The organism is Micromonospora sp. NPDC047793, assembly GCF_040642635.1.
In the GTDB taxonomy this organism is placed as follows: Bacteria; Actinomycetota; Actinomycetes; order Mycobacteriales; family Micromonosporaceae; genus Micromonospora.
Window position 1 is genome coordinate 258959 of sequence record NZ_JBEYSG010000007.1, and the last position, 20587, is coordinate 279545.

A 20587-nucleotide genomic window follows, 5' to 3' on the forward strand; every position below is an offset into this window, starting at 1 on the left:
ATCATGTGCTGGCCGCGGTGGACCACGCCGGGTTCAGCCGAGGCGGCTGGTCCAGGTCGTCCACGTCGGAGAGCAGGCGCAGCGCCTGGCGGGCCCGGTGGGCGATGTGTTCGTGGCACCGTCGCATGGTGCGGACGGCTCGCGCGGTGGGCCGGTCGAGCGTCGGATCCTGCTCCCGGGCCGCCCAGGCACGAGCCCGCTCCCGGGCGCGGTCGAGGACGAGCCGAGGCGCGCTCTCCTCGGGCAGGCCCAACCGGGCAGCGCAGCTGGTGCCGTGCTCCCCGGTGACGCGCAGCAGTTCGGCCGACTCCGGCGCGGTGAGCGTCACCTCGCCGTTGTAGAAGGCCGACAGGGTCCGCAGCTCGGCGAAGGCCGGCATCCAGGCGCGGAGCCGCTCGACCGCGGCGGCGACCTCGCCCACCGGGGTGGGCACCGGCGGGCCGCCCCGCTGAGCGGTCAACCGGATGCGCGCCACCTCCCGGTCGGTGTCGCGTAACCCGTGGTCGAGCTTGAGCAGCGTGGACCGGTTGCCGAAATGACTGACGATCAGGTCCTCCAGGGCGCTGACCCCACTGTCGGCACGCAGCCGGTCCCGGATCTCGGCAGGGGTGAGACCGTCCCGGACGTACCCGCAGGCACGGGTGACGCCCCAGACGCCGAGGTGTTCGGCGAGCACCCGACGTTCGGCGACCGGCAGGGTGATGCCGTTGAGGTGCGGCGCGTGGGCGAAGCGTCCGGCGTCGGAGGCGTGGCGGGCGACCCGTCGCGGGTCGCCGGTCGCGAGTTCGGCCAACCAGTTCAGGTGCGCGTCGGTCAGGGTCTGCCCGCCGATGCCGAGCAGCCCCGAGACGGGCAGGATGGTGTAGAACATCCGCCGCATCCGGGGCCGGCGAAGATGGTCGTCTGCCAGGGCCCGCGCCGCGACCATCGGGTCGAACGTCATCGGGTCGGGGCTGCCGGGCAGGTCGGCCATCGGCGGCCAGAACTGGTCGCACCGGGTGAGCACGCCGAACGCCCGCAACGGCGTGACCGCGCCCCCGACATCGCCCAGGAAGTCCTCCAGTGTCGCCTTGTCGGTCTGGTGCAGGGCGCGGCTGAACAGATAGAGCACGGCGTCGGCCCGGTCCAGCTCGGCCGCGCTGTCGTGGTGCACCTCCCGGGCGGTGCGGCGCAGGGCGTCGAGTGTGGAGCCCACGGTGCCGCCGTCGGTCGGCACGAGCCCGAGGAACTCGCTGGTGTTCGCCGAGTCGACGCCGTGGACGCTGCCCAGCCCGGGGGTGTCGACCAGCCGGAACCGGCGCAGCAGGTCGTGCGGCAGCCCGAACTCCACCTTCCGGATGCGCCGCAGGTGTGCCAGCTGCGCGGGATCGCGCACGGTCAGTTCGCGCAGCCGCTCCGGCGGTAGCTCGGTCGGCGTCGGATCGTCGCGGTAGTGGACCCGGACGGTGGGCACCGGGGCGTACCGCAGCTCGTTGACGGTGAAGGTCAACTCCAGTTGGCCGGTGGCCGCGACCGGCGTGCCGAGGAGCGCGTTGACGAGCGTCGACTTGCCGCGCTTGATCTGGCCGACGACGGCGACCCGCATCGGTTGGGACAGCCGGTCACCGGCCTGCCGCAACAGGTCGGCCAACGGGTCGAGTGCCGGTCCGCCGGTCCGGGCGAGGGCGGCGCAGCGCGCCAGCTCCGTCAGCACGGAGCGCGGCGGGGGGTACGGGGGCACGACAGTGGTGGACATGGACCTGGCCTTCCGGGTCACGATGCCGGTCGCGTCGAGGCTAGGTCCGTCGGCGACGGCTGTTCCGGTCATACGACGGCATCTGGCGTGGTCACCCGGTCCGACAATGGCCGTGCCGCGGCGCCGGTCCGGTGTGGTGGGTCCCGCCCGGCGCCCGAGAGGAGACGGAGACATGGTCCTGCAGGGGAACTTCGTCCGCAGACTGCTGATGGCGGTCGACATCGAGAAGTACAGCCGGCGTACCGCGGCGACCCACTACGACGCCCAGGTGCGGCTGCTGAGGATCGTGCAGTGCGCCTGCCGCTACGCGCGGATCCGCCAGGTCGAGCCCCAGGAGAGCGGCGACGGCCTGATGCTGGTGTTCCCGCCGGGGCTCAACGAGGCCCGCGTGGTCCCGGCGCTGATCCGGGGCTTCCGGCACGGGTTGTCCGAGAACAACCGTGACCCGGGTGAGTTCGGGCCGATCCGGGCCCGGATGGCGATCGTGGAGGGTGCCACCGCCCGCAGCCCCAACGGCTTCGCCGGTCCGGCCTCGATTCTCGTCAACGACCTGGTCGGCGTCCCGGTGCTGAAGCGGAAGCTGGCCGACGCCCGACCGGACAGCGATCTCGCGGTCATCGTGCCGCACGCCCTCTACGCGGATCTGGTCAGCCAGAACTATCCCGGACTGACCCGGGAGCACTTCTCGCGCGTCGCGCTGACCCTGCGCGAGGAACCGGTGGTCGCCTGGGTCTGCCTTCCGCCCGCCGGGCCGGCACCGGACCCGTACGGTCCGGAGATCCGCTGGGACGGGGTCGCCACCGTGCTCACGGTCTCCGGGCTGGCGACCGTCGCCGCCGAGTTGGCCCACCGCTACCGGGCGGCCTTGACCGCCGGTGGGCGTGCGGTGGTCGCCGACGGTCACCACACGCGTCGCGGTGACCACGACGGTTCCGACCGGCTGGACCCCGACCATCCGAGCCACCCGGACGACGTCGACGAACCGCGCCACGATGTGGTGCACCACGACGACCTGCACCAGGACGACCTGCACCAGGACGACCATCCGCACCCGTGACCGGCGGCCACGGCCGGACGGGCGGTGACGTTTCGTGTCGATGCCATCACCTGATGTCGATCGGTCGGCGTGTCGGTGGTGTGCTGTCGACATGACCGGCCTACCACCGACGCCACCACCCGACCCGCCCCTGACACCCGCCGAGGAGATCGCCGTCGCCGGCACCATCAACGCCTCGTTCCAGGTCGCCACACAGCAGGCGGACAGCAAGGTCAGCATGTTGCTCGTGGTGCACTCCGGCATCGCGGTGGTGGTCTCCACCCATCTGCGGGAGGCGGTCGCGCTGGTCGCCTCCGGTGGGGCGGCCGGGCTGACGGCCGTACCGCTGCTGGCAGCCGTGATGGTCGGGTTCCTGATCTCCGGATACCACCTCATGCAGGGACTGCGTCCACGGCTGACCCCGCCGGCGCCGGACAACCGGTTCGCGTTCCCGGCGGTCGCCACGGGCGCCCTCGGCGGGCCGGAGGCGCCCGCAGCCGGCGTGGCCTCCGGCCGGTTGCGTGTGGAGGCGTGGGAATCGGCCCGGCGGCTGGCGGAGATCGCGATGGTGAAGAACCGGCACGTGGTCAGGGCGCTGAACTGGATGGCGCTGATGGTGCTGGCGGCGCTGGCGGCGATGACCCTGGTGACCCTCGCCGGTTAGGGCGCGATGGTCGTCGCCACGATCCGCAGCCGCCCCGCGTCCGTGATCACCACCCGCCGGTAACCGACGGTCACCGCGCCGTCGCGCTTGAGCCCGGCGAGCGCCCGCTGCACGCTCGGCTCCGCCGCGGCCACCAGCTCGGCCAGGTCCGAGTGGCTCAACGGCACGTCGACGAGGATGCCGTCGCTGACCGGGCGGCCGTAGACCTCGCCCATGTGCACGAGCAGTCGGGCGATGCGGACCCGCACCGGGTCGCCCCCGACGTCCACCCGGTGCCGGTTGGCCATCCGCAGCTTGGCGGTGACGACCCGGCGTACCGCCTCGGCGAGGCGGGGATGCTCGTCGAGCAGCCGGCGGAAGTCCGCGGCGGGGGTGACCCGTCCCGAGGCGGGCGCCGCCGCCACGACCGACGCGGACCGTGGACCACCGTCGAGGACGGCCAGTTCACCGATGAGGTCACCGGCGACCCGGACGGCGAGCAGGGTGGGGTTGCCGTCCGCCTTCGAGCCGAGCACCCGGACATGCCCGCGCAGCAGCAGGATGGCCGCGGTGCCGGTGTCGCCCTCGCGGATGATCAGGTCGCGGGGCCGCCACGACCGGGGACTGCCGGCCGCCAGCATCACCGCGCGGTCGTTCTCGGCCAGCCCGGCGAGGAAGCTGCCGGCCGGCCACGCGCTGCTGCGGGCGGATCGTTGTTCGGGGATCACGGAAGCTCCCGGGTGGGCCGGCGAAGCGGATGCGAGGAAGCTAGCGTTCCTCGGTGGCCACCCGGCATCATCTTTCACGGTACGCCGGCAACCCGTTCACTCTGTGTAGATCACTCGACCGGCCAGTGTGTGGTCGGCGTCTCGGTAGGCGACCCGGAGCACCCATTCCACGGAGGGACGACGTTTGGTCGGCGCGCTCACCACCTTCATGTCCTGATTCGGACTGGTCGACTTACCTCCATGCCGCGGCCAGGTGGGCGGATAGGGGCCGGCGGGCACGACGATGTCGGCGTCGTGGTCCGCGAAACGGTGGCGTAGCAGCGCGTCGGACCGCGCGGCGAACTGCCGCCACCAACTGCCCGGCGCGGGCAGCGGGCGCGGGAACAGGGAACGCACCGCCTCGTCGACCAGCACCAGACGGCGCAGTCGGCCGTACTGGTCGGGTTCGTCCGCGTACTCCCGCAGCCGGCGCCACAGATGCTCCCGGTAGTGCCGCAGCTGCCCCTCGTCGTCCAACCGGTGCCTGCCCGCTCGGTCCGGTTGCAGACTGTGGTCCAGCGACGCGTGACTGCCCGCCAGGCTGAGCACGTCGGTCACCAGCCGCGCCAGGTCGTCCTCGCGTCCGTGCAGCACCATGGAGACCTCGGCGTCCGGTTCCGTGCCGGACAGGTCCAGTCCCTCGCCGCCCACGGTCGACAGGTCCGGCGCGAACGCGCTCGGCGGCCCGACGACGGCACCTCCCAGTTGTGCCAGGCGACGCCGCCACTCGGTGGCGTGCGGCTCGGGAAATGCGAGGCAGGTCAACCACATCCACTCCCAGCAGTGGGCCGGGTCGGACGGCGGCGCGGCGTCCCGCCAGGCGGCCACCTCGCGGTCGGCGAGGAACATCTCCGTGAGCGGGACCACCTCGGCCGTGGGCAGCGTCGGATCCGGCCGACCCGGCGCCGGTCCACGGCCGGACACGGAGTCGGCGGTGGACGTGGCGGCGCCGGTGGGTATCGACGTGGTGGGCGTCGCCTCGACGGTCGGCCGAGCCACGGTCGACGCCGGATCGACGGCGGCCGACAGGTGGTGGAGCACGACGTCGATGAGCCGACCGGTCTCCCGGTCGTCGTCGTCACCGGGCGGCGGCCAGTGGGCGGCGGCAGCCAACGCCCGGCCGAGACCGTCGAAGGCCCGCCGGGCCTGCTCGGCGCGGGGCCCGCCGCGCCGGGCGAGGGTGTACAACGCCGACTCCAGCGACCGGCCGTCCAGGTGGACCGCATCCATCAGTGCCTCCCGGTGAACGGGTCCCAGTTCTCGTTCCACATCGGTTCTCCCTCGCTCATCGCCGTGTGGAAGACGGCCCCGGGATGGCCGAGCATGTCGGTCAGCCGGGTGGTGGTCAGGTATCTCGGATAGCCGCGGTGCACCCGCAGCCAACCTCGCCGGTCCAGCGAGGCGACGTAGCGCACCGCCGGGTCGTACGGCCCGTCGGGCGGCGCGAGCTGCGCCAGGGCGACGGTGTCGCCCGCCGCGTCGACACCCTCGAACTGCCACAGCCGCTGCCCGTCGCCGACGTCCACGGGTGCCGGCAGCGGATGTTCACCGACCATCCCGGGTACCGGCGGCTCGTCCGGGTGCAGGGTGTGCATCCGGTGCTGCCACGCCGACTGGTCCGGGTCGGCGGGGAAGACCAGGGCCGGGCCGTCCGGCCGGTGCTCGGTGTGACGGGTCGACGGAGCCCCGACGTGGATCGCGACCGGCAGCCGGTCGATGGTCCCGTCCGGGCCGGTGGCCCCCGCGCGGAGTCGGGGCAGGATGTTCACCCCCGGTTCGTGCAGCAGGTGGTCGGGAGCGCCGCCCACACACAGGAAGACCGTCGGGGTGAGGTCCTGGTCGATCTGCAGTTGGAAGTACAGGTCGGCGGGGGGCTCGCCGGGTAGCGTCAGCCCGGTCTGGCGCAGTGCGTGGGTCGCCAGGTGGAACTGGAACTCGCCCCACTCGATGGACTCGCGGGCACCGAGGTCGCGGTGTACCCGCAGGTTGCGGGGGACCGGATACCAGCGGCTGCGCGCGGCCAGGTTGCCGTTGCGGTCGCTGTAGCGGCAGGGTGTGCCCGCCTCCAGCAGCAGCAGACCGCTGCCGCCGTCGGGTTCGCGCAGGAAGAAGTGGCACGGCAGGGAGAGGAACATGTTGTTCACGTCGATCATCACGGCGCTGCCGCCCCGGTTGAGCTGGGCGACGATCCCGGCGCCGTCCTCGGCGGTGCCGCGCAGGTTCTGTTGCTCCTCCGCCCAGCAGGCGCCGAGCGAGGCGGCCTGCTTGGCGTTCGTGGTCTCCACCGCCATCGCCGACGGGTCCCAGGTCCCGGTGGCGCCGTGCTGGCTGAGCCGCCGGGCGAGCGTCTCGCCGACGATCTGGCGTACCACCGGCATCTGGGCGCTCCGGCCGGAGAAGAAGACCTGGTCGAGCGGTTCCGCGTCGGCGCCGCGGAGGCGCACGTTGACGATGTCCGCCGCCAGGTCGGCCGCCTTGACCACGACCGGCCGGACGAGGCGGACGAAGTCCGCACTGGACAGTTCCAACGACGGCGCCCGCACGTCGGCCTTCACCAACGGGACACCGCTCCTGCGGACCTCGGCGAGGACCTGGTCGAGCTGGGTGTCGAGGATGGTGACGGAGCCCGGCCCGGCCAGCCGACCCAACTCGATCTTGACAGTCTCCGCCTCCGTCCACAGCACGGTGAAGGCGTACGTCGAGATGCCGGACTCGGCGTCGGTCGGAAGCAGGTCGCTCAACGCCTGGCAAACCGACGACGGGGCCGGGTCGAGCGTCTGGTTCGCCAGCACCATCGGGGCCAGCGGCTGGTAGCTGCCGTCGGCCGCCCGGCTGACCCCGGGCCACTGGTAGGTGTCCTGTATCCGCCGACGCTCCTGCTCCGGCAGGTTCTCCACCAGCGCGTCCGCCAACCTCGCCTTGATCCAGTAGAAGACCCGCAGGGTGAGCAGGTCGCCGCCGAGTTGCGGATGACCGGTGGAGCCGAGTACCCGTGGGGTGATCAGGTAGGAGCAGCCCGCCCTCGGGTCGTTCGCGGCCGGCGGGGTCCGGTCCTCCAGGTCGAGGGCGAGCAGGGCGATGTCGGTGGTCCCGCCACCGATGTCGACCACCAGCAGGTTCCGGCGCCAGATCCGCTGCCCGGCCACGTCGACGGGACGGCTGCGACTGCGGAACCGTTCCATCCCCTCCGACAGACTGCCGCGCAGCTCACGCATGAGGAAGTACATGCCCGCCGCGACCCCCTCGTCGTAGGTGAAGGTCGGCAGCGGCACCAGCAGGTCGTCCTGGAACAGGCTGCGCAGCCGTTCCCGGCGGGCCGGCGGCATGGTCGTCGGGTAGGTGACGACGACGTGGCCCACCCCCAGCGGCTGCCCCGAACCTGTGCGTGCCGCGAAGCGCAGGGCGCTGTCGATGAGCCAGTTGTAGGCGTGCAGCACCAGGAAGTCGCTGCTGGCCGGCGTCCTGGGCGCGGGCTTCCAGTGCAGGCGTGCCAGGTCGGGCGCCAGCGGCCGGCTCCGGCCCAACGCGCGCTTGAGACCGGGGAGCGAGCGGACGTACCCCCTCTCGTCCTCGGTCGGCCGGACCAGGCTGACCCGGGCCGGCGCCGGGTCGGTGCCGATGACGTGCACGGTGCTGGAGACGGTGTCCGGGTTGTCGACCTGGTCGAACTCGACCTTCATCAGTTTCGAGGTGGCCAGCGCCGGGGTGTAGAAGGCGTCGTCGAGGATCCGGTGCAGGCGGCCCGCGAGCCAGGCGCTCAGCAGCAGATCGCTGGTGGCACCCGGCCTCAGCGCGGTCATCACCAGGTCACGCACGCGGGCCCGGAACTCGGTGACGCCCTCCCTGGTGTCGTCGAGCAACCGGACCAGCTCGTCGACGTCGGTGAACGGATGGTCCTGGGAGCCCGGCAGGCCGGCGGTCCGTTCCCGTACCAGCCGCAGGCACTTGTCGCGCAGGTCGAGCCAGGCCGGTCGGGCCGCGCCGTCGTCCGGCCCCGCGGACTGGAGCAGCTCCGCCAGGGCGGCGCGGAGCATCTCGTCCTGCGCGGGGTCGAGGTCGCTGCCCTGGATCTTGTGGTCGTCCACCATCGTGATGGTGGAGCTGGAGGTGCCGAAGTCGATGGCGAACATCTTGGCCACCTGGTGCCCGGTCACCGGCTGCCGCAGCGGTTGCTCCGCCACCCCGCTGCCCAGACCGCCGGACCCGGCGAGGGTGTCGGTCCCGGGCTCGGCGTCGGGTGCCGCGAACTCCAGCAGCAGGGTGAAGTCCCGGGTGGTCACCGACTCGCCGCCGAAGGTCACCCGCCAGGTGAGCCGGACGGACTCCAGCCGACCGGCCGCGCCGGGCAGGTTCAGGTACTCGAAGACCGGAACCGGGGCGGACACCTCATGGGGCTCGCCCACCGTGACGGCCCGCCACGACGTCGTCGGGTAGTTGCGGGCCAGGTAGCGGCCGAGGGCCCCGGTGGCCGGTGTGGCGTCGGCGAGAAAGACGTCCCACACCTCCACCGGTCCGTCCGTGGCGCGGATCGCCACCCGGGGCAGGTGGTAGCGCCCGTGGTGCAGGTACAGCCGGAACCGGTCGGGTGCCACCACGGCGGTACGGCTGCCCGCCGCCGGCTCGAAGACCATCTCGACGGTCATGCCTCCCCCTCCTGGGTGGGATCCAGATCGGTCGGCCAGTCCCGGAGCAGTCGCTGCCACACCGAGCCGGTCGTGGTGCCGCCCGGCGGCGCGTTCCCGCCGAGCCAGTCGGCGGAGGCGTCGGCGACGAGCCGCTCTATCGACACCGCCTTGGGGATCTCCTGGTGGACCTCGGTGACCTCCCGCCGGACCCGGTTCGCCAGGTCCACGAGCGCGTCGAACAGGCGTTGCTGGGCGATGCGCAGCACGCCGTCGGCAACCTCCTGGCGCATCCGCAGCAGCCGGACGACGTGCTGTTCCTGCCCCTCGTCCTGGCTGGTCACCGTTGCCTGCCCGGGTGCCGTCGCCCACGGCAGTTGCTGGGCGGGCAGCAACGGGAACAGGTCGGGCACGTCCGGGCCGTCGAGTGGCGCCGGTTGCGCCAGCGCCTCGGAGCGTCGACGGATCCGTTTGACCACCCATTGCAGCTGGGTGTAGCTGCGCAGCCAGGTGCGCCGGTTGGCCCCGCCGTCCGGGTCCAGCGCGGCGAGCGCCGCCGCCCGGTCCGGTTCGTCGAACGGGTCGCCAGGCCCGTTCCAGACCGAGGTCAGGGCCTTGCTCGTCTCGTCGACCCACAGGGCGGTGAGCCGGTGGAACTGATGACCCGCCTCCCGGGTGGCATCGCCCACGAAGCCGGCGAAGCATAGCCGCAACTGGGCGGTGTTCGTCAGCAGCTCGGCACCGCCGCCCCCGCTCTGCGGGGTGTGGGTACGCCGGTCCTCCTCGTCGTCGTCCTCGTCGACGACGTGTCCACGGGCGGCGTGGCTGGGGACCACCACCCGTCCGGTGTCCAGCGTGGCGTCGAGCGTCTCGTCCCAGCCCTGCCAGCCGAACACGGTGCGGGCCACGGAGACCCGCAGCAGGTCGAGGGAGTCGTCCAGATGCTGTCGCCACACCGGGTCGGCGGTGCCGGGGCGCAGCTTCGCGGCACCACCGACGAGGACCTGTTCCGCCGCGAGCAGTTCGTCGCGCAGCCGGAACAGGTCGCCCACCACGTCGTCACCGGCCTGACGGGAGGTGCTGGCGTCGTGCCACTGGAGGGTCGTGACGAGTTGGTGCATCGTCGCGGTGTGCCGACGCAGGGCGTCGAGCTTGAGCCGTACGCCGTGCTCCGTCACGTGCCGGGCGACGAGTGCCCGCAACGCCTCGACGCCGCCGTCCTCGGCGGCGGCGCAGACCGCCCGGGCCAGTGGCGCGCCGCTGTCCCCGGCGGAGAGCGCATCCCCGATCCCGTGCCAGGCCGCCATCCGCTGCTGCACGACCGTCCGGTGGGCGGCGAGCACCCCGGCCAGCTCCCGGTCCGGCTGGTACGGCATCCGATGCACGTCGATCGCGTGCAGCAGGCTGGCCAGGGCGATCCGGTCCGGGCGCTGGCCGGTCAGCTCGTACCCGGTGCGGGCCAGGTCCCGGAAGCCGGCGTCGGCGTGGGCGAGCCGGTCGATCGTGAGTGTCCCGGCGGGCACGGCCGGCGGGGTGAGCAGGTCGAACATGGTGGCCACCACGAGCACCGAATCGGCCAGCTCGGCCTTGCTGCGTCCGTGCCCGGCCAGCAGCGCCAGGAACTTCGTGGCGACCTCGGTGCCGGGCCGTTCCGCCCGCACGGTGATGAGGATGGTGTGGGTGTCGCGAAGCAGGGCGGCCGAGAGGAAGTCGTCGCGGGCGGCGCCGCGCGCGTTGAGGCCGGGGAAGTCGAGAAACTCGACCTCCTGCACGCCGGCCAGCCGGTCGACGGGCCAGCGGTCCGCCGGCACCGAGACCTGGAGGGTGATCCGCCCCAGCAGGGGAAAGATCTCCCGGAGCACCGTGGCGGTCAGCTCGGTGTGCGCCGAGAGGGGGATCGCCGGTGGACGGACCGGATAGGACGTCGGTGGTCTGCGCGAGCCGCCGATGGTCAGCCCCTCGGCGTACGCGTCCAGGTGCAGCGGCCGCGACGCCCCCGCGTTCGTCGGGTGCACCAGATCCCCGGCCCGGTCCAGGGCGTCACGGATACGCAGCAGCTCCCATGCCGAGTCCCGGATGGCCAGGAGGCTGGACTCGGGGAGCCCGCCGTCGGGACGCTCCGGCCAGACGTACCTGCGGCACCACTTCTCGAAGGTCGTCCAGCCGTCCCGCACCGGGTGGTACTCGCGCAGCGTCGACACGTCGACGGGCAGGTTGGTCTCGGCGACCGTGTTGCAGATCTTGTTGAGGACGAAGACGGCGCCGGCCGACACCTGTGCCGCCGACAGCAGGCTCACCGAGGCGGACGTCACCTCCACCGGTGAGCCGGGTGGCCCGGCGCCGAGTCGTACGGCCGTGACGTTGCCGGTCGTCGCCTCCGTCGAGACCGGCAGCAGCTCCGGACGGCCGAGCAGGGTGCCCAGCAGAAGGGACTTCCCGGCGCTGTACTCGCCCACCACGCCGATGGTCACCGGTGCCAGGCAGGCGTTCTCCAGCTCGTAGGTCTGGGCGACCAGGTCCTTGCGCAGGTCCACGAGTTCGGCGGGCGGGCTGGCGGCCTGCGTCTGCGCGCGTACCCGCTCGGCCCAGCGTCTGTACCCGTCGATCAGGTCCTGTGTGGAGTGTGACATCGGCATCTCCGCTTCGGGGATGGGTCGGGCTGGTCAGCCGCCGTTCCTGAGGTGACCCAGGCGGGTGGACTTGCGGTAGTTCTCCTCCTCGCGGGCGAGGTCGTAGAGGGTGTTGGCGCGGACCTGGTCGAGATCGGCGAGCTGGTCGACGGAGTCGCGCCCCGCCTCCAGCCAGCGCCTGGTGCGATACGCCGACAGTTCGGCCTGTGCCCGGACACGGCGGTCGTAGAGGGTCGGCGGGGCGAGCAGCTTGAGCGAGACCGGCAGCAGGTCGATGGCGAGCAGCGTCACCCGCAGGACCCAGGGGATCGCCAATACCAGCAGGTTGTCGCGGTTGGCCTGGAGGAACCGGTGCAACGCCCGCTCCTGGGTGATCCACCCGCGGTCGCCGGTGATCGCCGCGACGCTCGCGTCGATCCTGCTCTGCCGGTCGCTCTGCAGCTTTTCGATGCGCTCGTCGAGGACGGCGTTGGCGGTGGCGACCTCATCGCGGGTCTGCCGGGCGACCTTGCGCAGTCGCCGTAGCTCCGTCTCACGTTGCGCGGCTACCTGGCCGAAGCCGGGCCGTCCGCTGCCGCTGGACCCGTCCGCCTCGCCGGCCAGGGCATCCGCCGCCTCGGTGACCGCCTGCTCGGCTGCCGTGACCCGGTCGTCGTTCGCCCGCTTCTCGGACCGCAGCGCGGCGATCTCGGCGGTCTCGCCCCGGGAGTCGACCCGCTGCGCCACCGCTACCTGGTCGGTGTGGCTGCGGTCCAGCTCGCGGCGGATCTCGGACTGAAAGAGCAGCAGCAGGACGGCCTCGGTGACCAGGAAGGCGGCACCGATGGCGATGACCACCCGGAAGCCGTACTGCGACACCTGCCGACCGTGCGACCACCAGCCGGCGCGCCGCGTGCCGGATCCGGCGTCGACGTGACGGAGGTCGCCGTAGTTCGGCTCGGCCATGATCGAGCGGTCGGCCCAGAAGATCAGCACACCCCAGCCGACGGCGAACGGGATCAACGCGACGGTGAACCCGCCCCGGATCACGGACCCGAACAGGGCGAACATCACCGCCGACAGGGTCGCGATCAGCACGATGAACACGCCGATGCCGACGTAGCGGTACCGTTCCGACCGGGTCTCGACGAGGGTGCGGTCGACCCCCGCGCACCACAGGAACAGTCGGGTGAACGGGTTACGTCCGGCCGCTCGGCCCGGCGGAGTGGCCCCCGTGGGCGGCGGTGCGGCACTCGTCGCCGTCCGCAGCGCGTCGGCGCTGTCCGGGCCGAACCGGCCGCGCCGCCATCTGTTGCGCCATCTCGTCACCATGACCGCGCCACTCCCCACGACGGGCCTGCACCGCACCGGCCTGTACCGGCAACGGACAGTGTCCGGGCCGGGCCGGTGCGCAGTCCCGATCAGAAGGCGGGATGTGCGGTCTCTTCACGTGCCGGCGCTCGTGGTCGGCGAGGCCGCCGCGGCGTGGACGCGGGACGGCGGAACCCCGCCGGGAAACGGCGTCGCCCCGGCCGTAGCGGGGCCGGGGCGACGATGGTGGTCGCGGGGTCAGCTCCGCGGGACGTTCATCCGGGCGGGGATCAGGTCGTACCGCGCGGGGTCGATGTCGTCCAGGGTGCCGTCGGTGATCGAGTCGACGATGCCGAAGAGTCCGTCCTCGACCTGCTTGGTCAGCATGCCGTGCTGCTTCTGGCCCCAGGACTGGGTCTGGCCGCGCGTCTCGAACAGGATGGTGGCGCTGCCGCGCAGCGCGAACGAACCCAGCGCGGTGCCGGGCAGGTTCGTGTTCTGCGGGTAGAGCGTGACCTTGCTCTGCGGGGAGTTGCCGGACTGGAGCGCGTCGTAGACCGCGACGTTCACCCGGCGCGACGCGTCGTAGTCGAACTTGGGCCAGGTGCCGTGCTGGGCCGGGTCGGTGATGAAGCGTCCGGAGATGGAGAGGGTGGTGTAGTCGTCCATCCCCACGCCGGTGTAGCAGGCGGCCTGGTTGTGCAGGTCGGCGAAGACGTCGACGGTGCCGAACTCCCGCTCCAGCGCGCGGTAGACGTCCCGGGCGGCCTGGGCCTCCGGGGTGATGAACCAGCCGACGGAGGCGCTGTTGCCCGGGAAGTCGGCGGGCCGGGGCACGTAGTCGAGGTCGGGGTTGAAGTCGCGGTTCACGTCGAACCCGCCGACCCGGGTGTTGTAGTTCCAGGCGGTCCGGGCGTCGGACAACTGCGGGAAGTCGGCGACGACATCGGCCCACGTGCGGGCGTTCTGCCGGGTGTCCAGCTCACTGCCGTCCGGGTTGAGCTTGGGGATGGCCACCACGGTGACCGCCTTGCGGATCTCCTGGGACCGCTTCGAGTTGTTGCCGAGCGTCCGCAGGGCGTCGAGCACGGCGGCCGTACCGTGCATCTCGTTGCCGTGGATCTGGCTCTGGATCAGGACGACCCGGTCGCCCTCACCGACCCGCGCGGTCCAGATCTCGCGACCGTGATTCGAGTGCCCGGCCACGTCGACACGGACCTTGCCGTTGCTGGTGTGCTCGATCTGCCGAAGGCTCCGACGGAGTTCCTCGTGGCTGATGAAGCCCTGGACCGACTTGCTGCCGGTCTCGTTTCCGCAGTGCGATTCGAGGGGTTGGGCGACCGCCGGACCGGTGAGTGCCACCACGGCGCCGGGAGCGCCGATGAGGAGTGCGGCGGCGATCGCGACAGAACGCTTTACCCGACGCGTCGGTGATGCCGGCATGGTTGGGCTCATGAATGTCCTCCACAGTGATCGGGTGGATCTAGTCCGTCACCTAAGCACAGGCCAGAGCCGCTAGCAATGCATCGAAGAGGGATCAGCCACCGTTTGCAGCCGAATGTCGGAAGCGATTTCCCGACAGCGTTCCGGTCGATTCTCGGGAGGGTTCTCCGAGCGTGGTCGGGGAATCTCAGTAAATCCTCAGAAGGAGACCGTTCGGTCGTTCCGGGAACGCGCGACCGACTATTTTCGCGCGCCCGGATGCGGACGCTGGGGAGGCGTTTCGACAATTGTCGGACGAAGGCCCGACAATCGTAGGACCATTTCCCCGTAATCGTTCACGGTGCCTCGACAGGTGTCGCAGCCACCGCGCCGGCCGACGGGAGCCGGCCGTCGGCGTCCGAGGTGTGTCCCGATTCCGCCGTCCGGTCGGTCGGACAGTGCGACAGTGGTCACCAGGCGCACGGTCGGAGGTCGGGGGAGTCGATGAGGATCGGGTACAAGCTGGCCAGTGAGGGCTTCGGGCCGAAGGAGATCATCCGGCAGGCGGTCCGGGCCGAGGAGGTCGGGTTCGACTTCGTCGAGATGAGCGACCACTTCCACCCGTGGCTGGACGGCCAGGGCCACTCCTCGTTCACCTGGACAGTGCTCGGTGCCGTCGCCGCGCGCACCGACCGGATCGGTCTTGCCACCGGCGTGACCTGCCCGACGGTGCGCTACCACCCGGCGATCATCGCGCAGGCCGCCGCCACCCTCGCGATCATCTCGGACAACCGGTTCACGCTCGGCGTCGGTGCCGGTGAGCGACTCAACGAGCACGTCGTCGGCCAGGGGTTCCCCAGCGCACGCGGGCGGCACGAACGGCTGCGGGAGGCGCTGGACATCATCCGGCTGCTCTGGTCCGGCGGCTACCACTCGTACGAGGGCAAGCACCTGCACCTGGAGGACGCGCGGGTGTTCGACCTGCCGGACCGTCCGCCGGTCATCGCCGTCGCCGCCAGCGGGGCCGTGTCGGTGGCCATCGCCGCCGAGTTGGGTGACGGTCTGTTCGCCACCGAGCCGGTGGCCGACCTGGTGCGGAACTACCAGCGGATGGGTGGTCAGGGGCCGCGCTACGCGGAGGTCCCGATGGCCTGGGCCACTGACGAGGAGCAGGCGGTGCGGGCGGCCTGGGAGACCAGCCGCTGGGCGGTCACCGGCTGGAAGGTGATGAGCGAACTGCCGAACCCGGTCAACTTCGAGGCCGCCGCGCGGACCGTCACCCACGACGACATCCGCGCGCAGTTCGCCGTCGGCCCCGACCCGGAGACGTACGTCCAGGCGGTCCGCACCTACGTCGATGCCGGCTTCGACCACATCGTGCTGCAGAACGCCGGACCGGATCCGGACGGGTTCCTCGACTTCTTCCGTGACGTCCTGGCCGAGCGCCTGCGCACCCTGGGCTGACCGCCGCAGCATCCTCGGCCGACCGTCGCACCCCCTCGACCGTCCGTCGCAGCACCACACGCCGCGTACCCGCCTCGTCGCGGGGTGTCGCGGCGCGTCGTCGTGTCCGGCTCCGGTCAGCAGGCGCGGCTAGGCTCGATCGAGCCGCCCTCGGCCACCCCGTACGCGGCACCGTCGACCACCCCCACCTGGGAGAGCTGTGACCCTCGTCAGCGCCTACACCGCCACGTCCGCGTCCGCGCCCCTCGCACCGGGCCAGATCCGTCGGCGGGAGGTGGGGCCGCGCGACGTGCTGATCCAGATCGCCTGGTCGGGGATCTGCCACTCCGACATCCACACCGTGCGCGGCGACTGGGGCACCGTGCCGTATCCGCTGACCGTCGGGCACGAGATCGTCGGCGTCGTCACCGAGGTCGGTGCCGAGGTGACCCGGCACGCCGTGGGTGACCGGGTCGGGGTCGGCTGCATGGTCGACTCGTGCCGGGAGTGCGCCAACTGCCAGGCCGGTCAGGAGCAGTACTGCCTGCGCGGGTTCACCGACACCTACAACGCCACCGACCGGGACGGCACGGTCACCCAGGGTGGTTACTCGACGCACATCGTGGTGGACGAGCACTTCGTGCTGCGGATCCCCGAGGCGATCCCGTTCGAGAAGGCAGCGCCGCTGCTCTGCGCCGGCATCACCACGTACTCGCCGCTGCGGCACTGGAAGGCCGGGCCCGGCAGCCGGGTCGCGGTGGTCGGCCTCGGCGGTCTCGGTCACATGGCGGTCCAGCTCGCCGCCGCGATGGGCGCGGAGGTGACCGCGCTGTCCCAGACGCTGAACAAGCGCGCCGACGGGCTTCGCCTCGGCGCCGCCCACTACCACGCCACGAACGACCCGGAGACCTTCACCCGGCTGCGGTACGGCTTCGACCTGATCGTCAACACGGTGAGCGCGCAGATCGACCTGGAGGACTACCTGAACCTGCTCGCCCTGGACGGCACGCTGGTCACGGTCGGCGCGCCGCCGGAGCCGATGCCGGTCCGGATGTTCACGCTCTTCGACAACCGGCGGTCGCTGGCCGGGTCCACCATCGGCGGCATCCGCGAGACCCAGGAGATGCTCGACCTCTGCGCCGAGCGGGGGATCGCACCCGAGGTCGAGGTCATCGACGCCGCGCAGGTCAACGATGCCTGGGAGCGGGTCCTCGCCGCCGACGTGCGCTACCGGTTCGTCATCGACATCTCCACCCTGGCGGCCTGAGCCGGGGAGGCCGACGCCCCTCGGCCCGCCTTTTCCCTAATTTTCGCCGCCACCTGGTTCGCTGCTTGCAGGACCGGGACACGCAGGAGACTGCCGAAGGAGACGAATGCGATACCGAATGTGGGCCGGATCGGCCCTGGCCGTACTGCTGGTGGCCGGGACCGCCGCGTGCGGCAACGGCGACACCGACGCCACCGGCCCCGGCCCGGATCCGGGCCCGGTGGCCACCAGCACGGCGAGCAGTTCCCCGTCGGCGGCGCCCGACCTCGACGCGGGGGAGGAGTTGGCCCGGGGCATCGACGTGCCGTGGGGGCTGGCGTTCCTGCCCGGCGGAGACGCGCTGGTCGCCGAGCGCAACACCGGGCGGGTCCTGCGGATCTCCCCGGGCGGCGGCACACCCGGCGAGGTCACCACGGTGCCCGGCGTGACCGCCGGTGGCGAGGGCGGACTCCTCGGGCTCGCCGTGTCGCCGGACTTCGCCGACGACGACCTGGTCTACGCCTACTTCACCGCCGCCGACGACAACCGCATCGTGCGGTTCCGGCTCGACGGCGGTCAGCCGGAGGTGGTGTTCTCCGGCATCCCCAAGGCCAGCTTCCACAACGGCGGACGCATCGCCTTCGGCCCCGACGGCATGCTCTACGTCGGCACCGGCGACGCCGGGGACACCGGCAGCTCCCAGGACCCGGCCAGCCCGGCCGGCAAGATCCTGCGGCTCACGCCGGAGGGCGAACCGGCACCCGGCAACCCGACCGCAGGCTCCCCGGTCTACAGCCTGGGGCACCGCAACGTGCAGGGCCTGGCCTGGGACCCGGAGGGACGGCTCTTCGCCACCGAGTTCGGCCAGAACGACGTCGACGAGGTCAACCTGATCGAGGCCGGACGCAACTACGGCTGGCCCGAGGTCGAGGGCGAGGGCGACACGGCGGGCGGACGCTACACCAACCCGCTGATCACCTGGTCCACCCGGGAGGCGTCGCCGTCCGGCATGGCGATCACCGGCGGGAACGCCTACGTCGCGGCGCTGCGCGGCGAGCGGCTCTGGGTCGTACCACTCGACGGTGACCGGCTCGGTGAGCCGTCCGCGCGTCTCGACGGGTACGGGCGGCTGCGCACCGTGCAGGTGGCCCCGGACGGGGCGCTCTGGGTCACCACCTCCAACACCGACGGGCGGGGCGACGTCCGCGACGGCGACGACCGGGTGCTGCGCTTCCCGGCCCGCTGACCCGTGACCCGGCGGGCCGGACGGTGACACCGTCGGGCCCGCCGGCGGGTGTCAGGCCACTGCGCCGTGCAGGACCACGTGCTTCGGCGGCGTGGTGCCGAACACCACGTCACCGTGGAAGACGGCGCGGCCCGACGGCCCGTCCAGGCTGAACGACACGCGGTCGAAGCGGCTGCCGTCGAGTCGGGTGGTGCCGTGGAACTGGGCGCCGGTGAAGTCGACGTGTCCGGCCTCGCCGCCGCGCAGGTCGAGGTCGACCAGGGTGGCGCCGCAGAGCCACAGGTGCACACCGCGCCACTGTCCCGGACCGGGCCGCAGCCGGTCGGCGAGCAACCGCTGCGCCAGCCGCCGTTCCCGCAGCAGGGCGTCTTGGCCGGCGGTACGGTGCGAGGCGTCCAGCGGGAACGGGACGGGCACCCGGAGGAAGGCGCAGAGCGCCGTGGCGACGCGTTGCCGCAGCTCGGGCCGGTCGTCGCCGAGGCGGGCCAGGATCCGCAGCCCGGCCGCGCGGACCACCGGGTCGGCATCGGCCAACTGCCGCGTGTACGGCCCGACCGAGGCGTCCGGCGTCAGGGGACCGCCTGCGGCGTCGACCGTCCAGCCGAACGGCCACTCCGACTCGCCGTCGTCGGTGCCGCCGGCCCAGTGGGCGCCGGTCAGGTCACCGCCGGGGTGGGTGAGGTGGCTCCGCCCGGCGAACCGGGCACCGGCGAAGGTGGCCCGGGCCCCGAACCGGGCGTGGTGGAACCAGGCGGGGCCGTCGAAGCGTACGTTCCGGAACGACACGTCCCCGACGAACCGCGCGCCGTCGCCACCCTCCGCCCAGTCCTGGTAGTCCTCCACCAGGACCGCGACCGGCCAGTGTGGGTCGTCCTCGTTCGGCTCGTCCCACGGCGCCGGGGCGATCTCGTCCACCGTGTCCCACGCCTCGTCCTCCTCCCACCAGGTCTCGGCGCCCCGGCCGAACCAGGCCATGCCGGCGAACACCGCGCCGGTGAAGTCCGTCCGTCCCCGGAACCGGGTCCGGCCGAAACCGGCGTCGCCGGTGACCCGCATGCCGGTGAAGGTGGCGTCGTCGGCGAAGACCGCGCGCGGGAACGACGCGTCGCGGTCGACGGTGGCGCCCTCGAAGGCGGTGGCCCCGTGGAACCGGGTGTCGGCGAACCGGACCGCCCGCAGCCGGCAGGCGCGGAAGTCGGCGTCGTGCAGCGTCGCGCCGGACAGGTCCACGCTGATCCCGTCCCAGGGCGGGGTGCGCGGGGCCGGACCGGCGCCGCGCAACCGGTCGGTGAGCAGGCGCAGCGCCGCGCGACGTTCCTCGGTGTCGACGCCGTCCGGCGCGGGTGTGTCACGCAGCCACGCGCAGATCGTGTCGGTGATCGGCTGCCGCCGCTCGGAGTCGGTCGCGCCGAGGGCGATCAGGGCCTGCGCCGCCGCGTAGCGCGCGCCGGGCGCCGTGGTGGTGAGTCGCCGCACCGCCTCGCGGTACGCCGTCGGGGTGTCGTCCACGGCGCGAGCCTAGTACGGCGACGCCCGTCATGATCATGGCCGATGGGCCCCGTCCGCATCCGGCCGGCGGGGCCGTCCGCTGTGGCGACGCTCAGGACGTGGGAGTGGTCCGGGCCCCGGCGGTCAGGATCGCCTCGGCCAGGGCGGCCACCGTGTCGGCGGGCGCGCTCTCGCGGTGCAGCAGGACGAACTCCACCTCGCCCAGCGGCGGCAGCCGGTGCCCGGCCGGGGCCGGCACCAACCCGGGCGGGACCAGTTCGGCCGAGTGGGCCATCACCCCGAGACCGGCCCGGGTCGCCGCCACCAGCCCGCCGAGGCTGGTGCTGGTGCAGGCGAGCTGCCAGGCCCGACCCGCCGCGCCGAGCGCGTCCAGGGCCTGCGCCCGGGAGATGCTGGGCGGCGGGTACGCGACCAGGGGCACCGCTTCGTCCGGGGCGAGCCGATGGTCGGGTGCGGCCAGCCAGATCAGCCGGTCCCGCCAGACCAGCCGACCCCGCTCCTGCCCGGCGAGGCGCTTGGCGAAGACCACGTCCAACTGTTGCGCGTCGAGCCGGTGGTGCAGGGTGCCGCTCAGGTCGACGGTCAGCTCCAGGTGCACCAGCGGATGCCGGTGCCGGAAGTCGCGCAGGACCCGGGGCAGGTGGGTGGAGATCAGGTCGTCGGAGACGCCGAGCCGAAGCCGGCCGCGTACCGGCCCGGTGGCGAAGTGTCGCCGGGCCCGGTCGCCCGCGTCCAGGATGTCGCGGGCGAAGGTCACCATCGCCTCGCCGTCGACGGTGAGGCCGACGCTGTGGGTGTCCCGCACGAACAGCGGTCGCCCGGTCTCGTCCTCCAGCCGCCGCACGTGCTGACTGACCGTGGACTGGCGCAGGCCCAACCGGGCCGCCGCCCGGGTGAAGCTCAGCGCCTGGGCCACCGCCAGGAAGCTGCGTAGCTGAACAGGGTCGTACACCCGGGAGAAGCTATCACGGTCCGTGATGGCAGTCAGCGCGATGATC

14 protein-coding genes are annotated in these 20587 nt (G+C 72.4%); 5 read left to right on the plus strand and 9 right to left on the minus strand.

Going from position 1 to position 20587, the window contains the following annotated elements:
- Window position 1 precedes the first annotated feature (1 nt).
- The gene (locus ABZ738_RS17075) at window positions 2-1735 is read right to left on the minus strand and encodes a dynamin family protein (RefSeq protein WP_176093797.1); all 1734 of its coding nucleotides are present in this window, start codon (window positions 1733-1735) and stop codon (window positions 2-4) included.
- Between the two features lie 172 nt (window positions 1736-1907).
- Here ABZ738_RS17075 and ABZ738_RS17080 point away from each other — a divergent pair, with 172 nt between their 5' ends.
- Together ABZ738_RS17080 and ABZ738_RS17085 are read left to right on the plus strand one after the other, a co-directional pair.
- On the plus strand, window positions 1908-2792 hold the full coding sequence (locus ABZ738_RS17080; protein ID WP_357214216.1) for a hypothetical protein: 885 nt from the start codon (window positions 1908-1910) through the stop codon (window positions 2790-2792).
- A 91-nt stretch (window positions 2793-2883) separates the two neighbouring features.
- Window positions 2884-3435 carry a hypothetical protein gene (locus ABZ738_RS17085; protein ID WP_176093798.1) on the plus strand — a complete coding sequence of 184 codons (552 nt, stop codon included), beginning with the start codon at window positions 2884-2886 and terminating at the stop codon, window positions 3433-3435.
- Here the strand turns inward: ABZ738_RS17085 and ABZ738_RS17090 are convergent.
- The 6 genes from ABZ738_RS17090 to ABZ738_RS17115 form a co-directional block, all read right to left on the minus strand.
- The gene (locus ABZ738_RS17090) at window positions 3432-4142 is read right to left on the minus strand and encodes a Crp/Fnr family transcriptional regulator (protein ID WP_131053622.1); all 711 of its coding nucleotides are present in this window, start codon (window positions 4140-4142) and stop codon (window positions 3432-3434) included. The genes ABZ738_RS17085 and ABZ738_RS17090 overlap by 4 nt on opposite strands.
- A 96-nt stretch (window positions 4143-4238) precedes the next feature.
- Window positions 4239-5411 carry a hypothetical protein gene (locus ABZ738_RS17095; protein WP_131053624.1) on the minus strand — a complete coding sequence of 391 codons (1173 nt, stop codon included), beginning with the start codon at window positions 5409-5411 and terminating at the stop codon, window positions 4239-4241.
- On the minus strand, window positions 5411-8824 hold the full coding sequence (locus ABZ738_RS17100) for a hypothetical protein (RefSeq protein ID WP_357214221.1): 3414 nt from the start codon (window positions 8822-8824) through the stop codon (window positions 5411-5413). Before ABZ738_RS17100 ends, ABZ738_RS17095 begins: the two co-directional genes overlap by 1 nt.
- Complete coding sequence (locus ABZ738_RS17105; protein ID WP_357214224.1) at window positions 8821-11433, minus strand: hypothetical protein; 2613 nt, start codon at window positions 11431-11433, stop codon at window positions 8821-8823. Before ABZ738_RS17105 ends, ABZ738_RS17100 begins: the two co-directional genes overlap by 4 nt.
- Window positions 11434-11466: 33 nt before the next feature.
- Window positions 11467-12744: a DUF4407 domain-containing protein gene (locus ABZ738_RS17110; protein WP_131052450.1), complete on the minus strand. Its 1278-nt coding sequence runs from the start codon at window positions 12742-12744 to the stop codon at window positions 11467-11469.
- Window positions 12745-12981: 237 nt separating this feature from the next.
- Window positions 12982-14178, minus strand: coding sequence for a M14 family zinc carboxypeptidase (locus tag ABZ738_RS17115; RefSeq protein ID WP_357214227.1), 1197 nt, complete (start codon window positions 14176-14178; stop codon window positions 12982-12984).
- Between the two features lie 471 nt (window positions 14179-14649).
- Here ABZ738_RS17115 and ABZ738_RS17120 point away from each other — a divergent pair, with 471 nt between their 5' ends.
- The 3 genes from ABZ738_RS17120 (at window position 14650) to ABZ738_RS17130 (ending at window position 18080) form a co-directional block, all read left to right on the plus strand.
- The gene (locus tag ABZ738_RS17120; RefSeq protein ID WP_176093802.1) at window positions 14650-15609 is read left to right on the plus strand and encodes a TIGR03557 family F420-dependent LLM class oxidoreductase; all 960 of its coding nucleotides are present in this window, start codon (window positions 14650-14652) and stop codon (window positions 15607-15609) included.
- Between the two features lie 199 nt (window positions 15610-15808).
- Window positions 15809-16855 (plus strand): NAD(P)-dependent alcohol dehydrogenase, encoded by a 1047-nt coding sequence (locus ABZ738_RS17125; RefSeq protein ID WP_357214231.1) that lies wholly within the window; start codon window positions 15809-15811, stop codon window positions 16853-16855.
- 106 nt (window positions 16856-16961) lie between these two features.
- Complete coding sequence (locus ABZ738_RS17130) at window positions 16962-18080, plus strand: PQQ-dependent sugar dehydrogenase (protein ID WP_162854340.1); 1119 nt, start codon at window positions 16962-16964, stop codon at window positions 18078-18080.
- 51 nt (window positions 18081-18131) lie between these two features.
- On the opposite strand, the gene ABZ738_RS17135 is transcribed toward ABZ738_RS17130, so the two are convergent.
- Window positions 18132-19589 carry a pentapeptide repeat-containing protein gene (locus ABZ738_RS17135; RefSeq protein ID WP_131052447.1) on the minus strand — a complete coding sequence of 486 codons (1458 nt, stop codon included), beginning with the start codon at window positions 19587-19589 and terminating at the stop codon, window positions 18132-18134.
- 91 nt (window positions 19590-19680) lie between these two features.
- On the minus strand, window positions 19681-20541 hold the full coding sequence (locus ABZ738_RS17140; protein WP_357214236.1) for a LysR substrate-binding domain-containing protein: 861 nt from the start codon (window positions 20539-20541) through the stop codon (window positions 19681-19683).
- Between the last annotated feature and the right edge of the window lie 46 nt (window positions 20542-20587).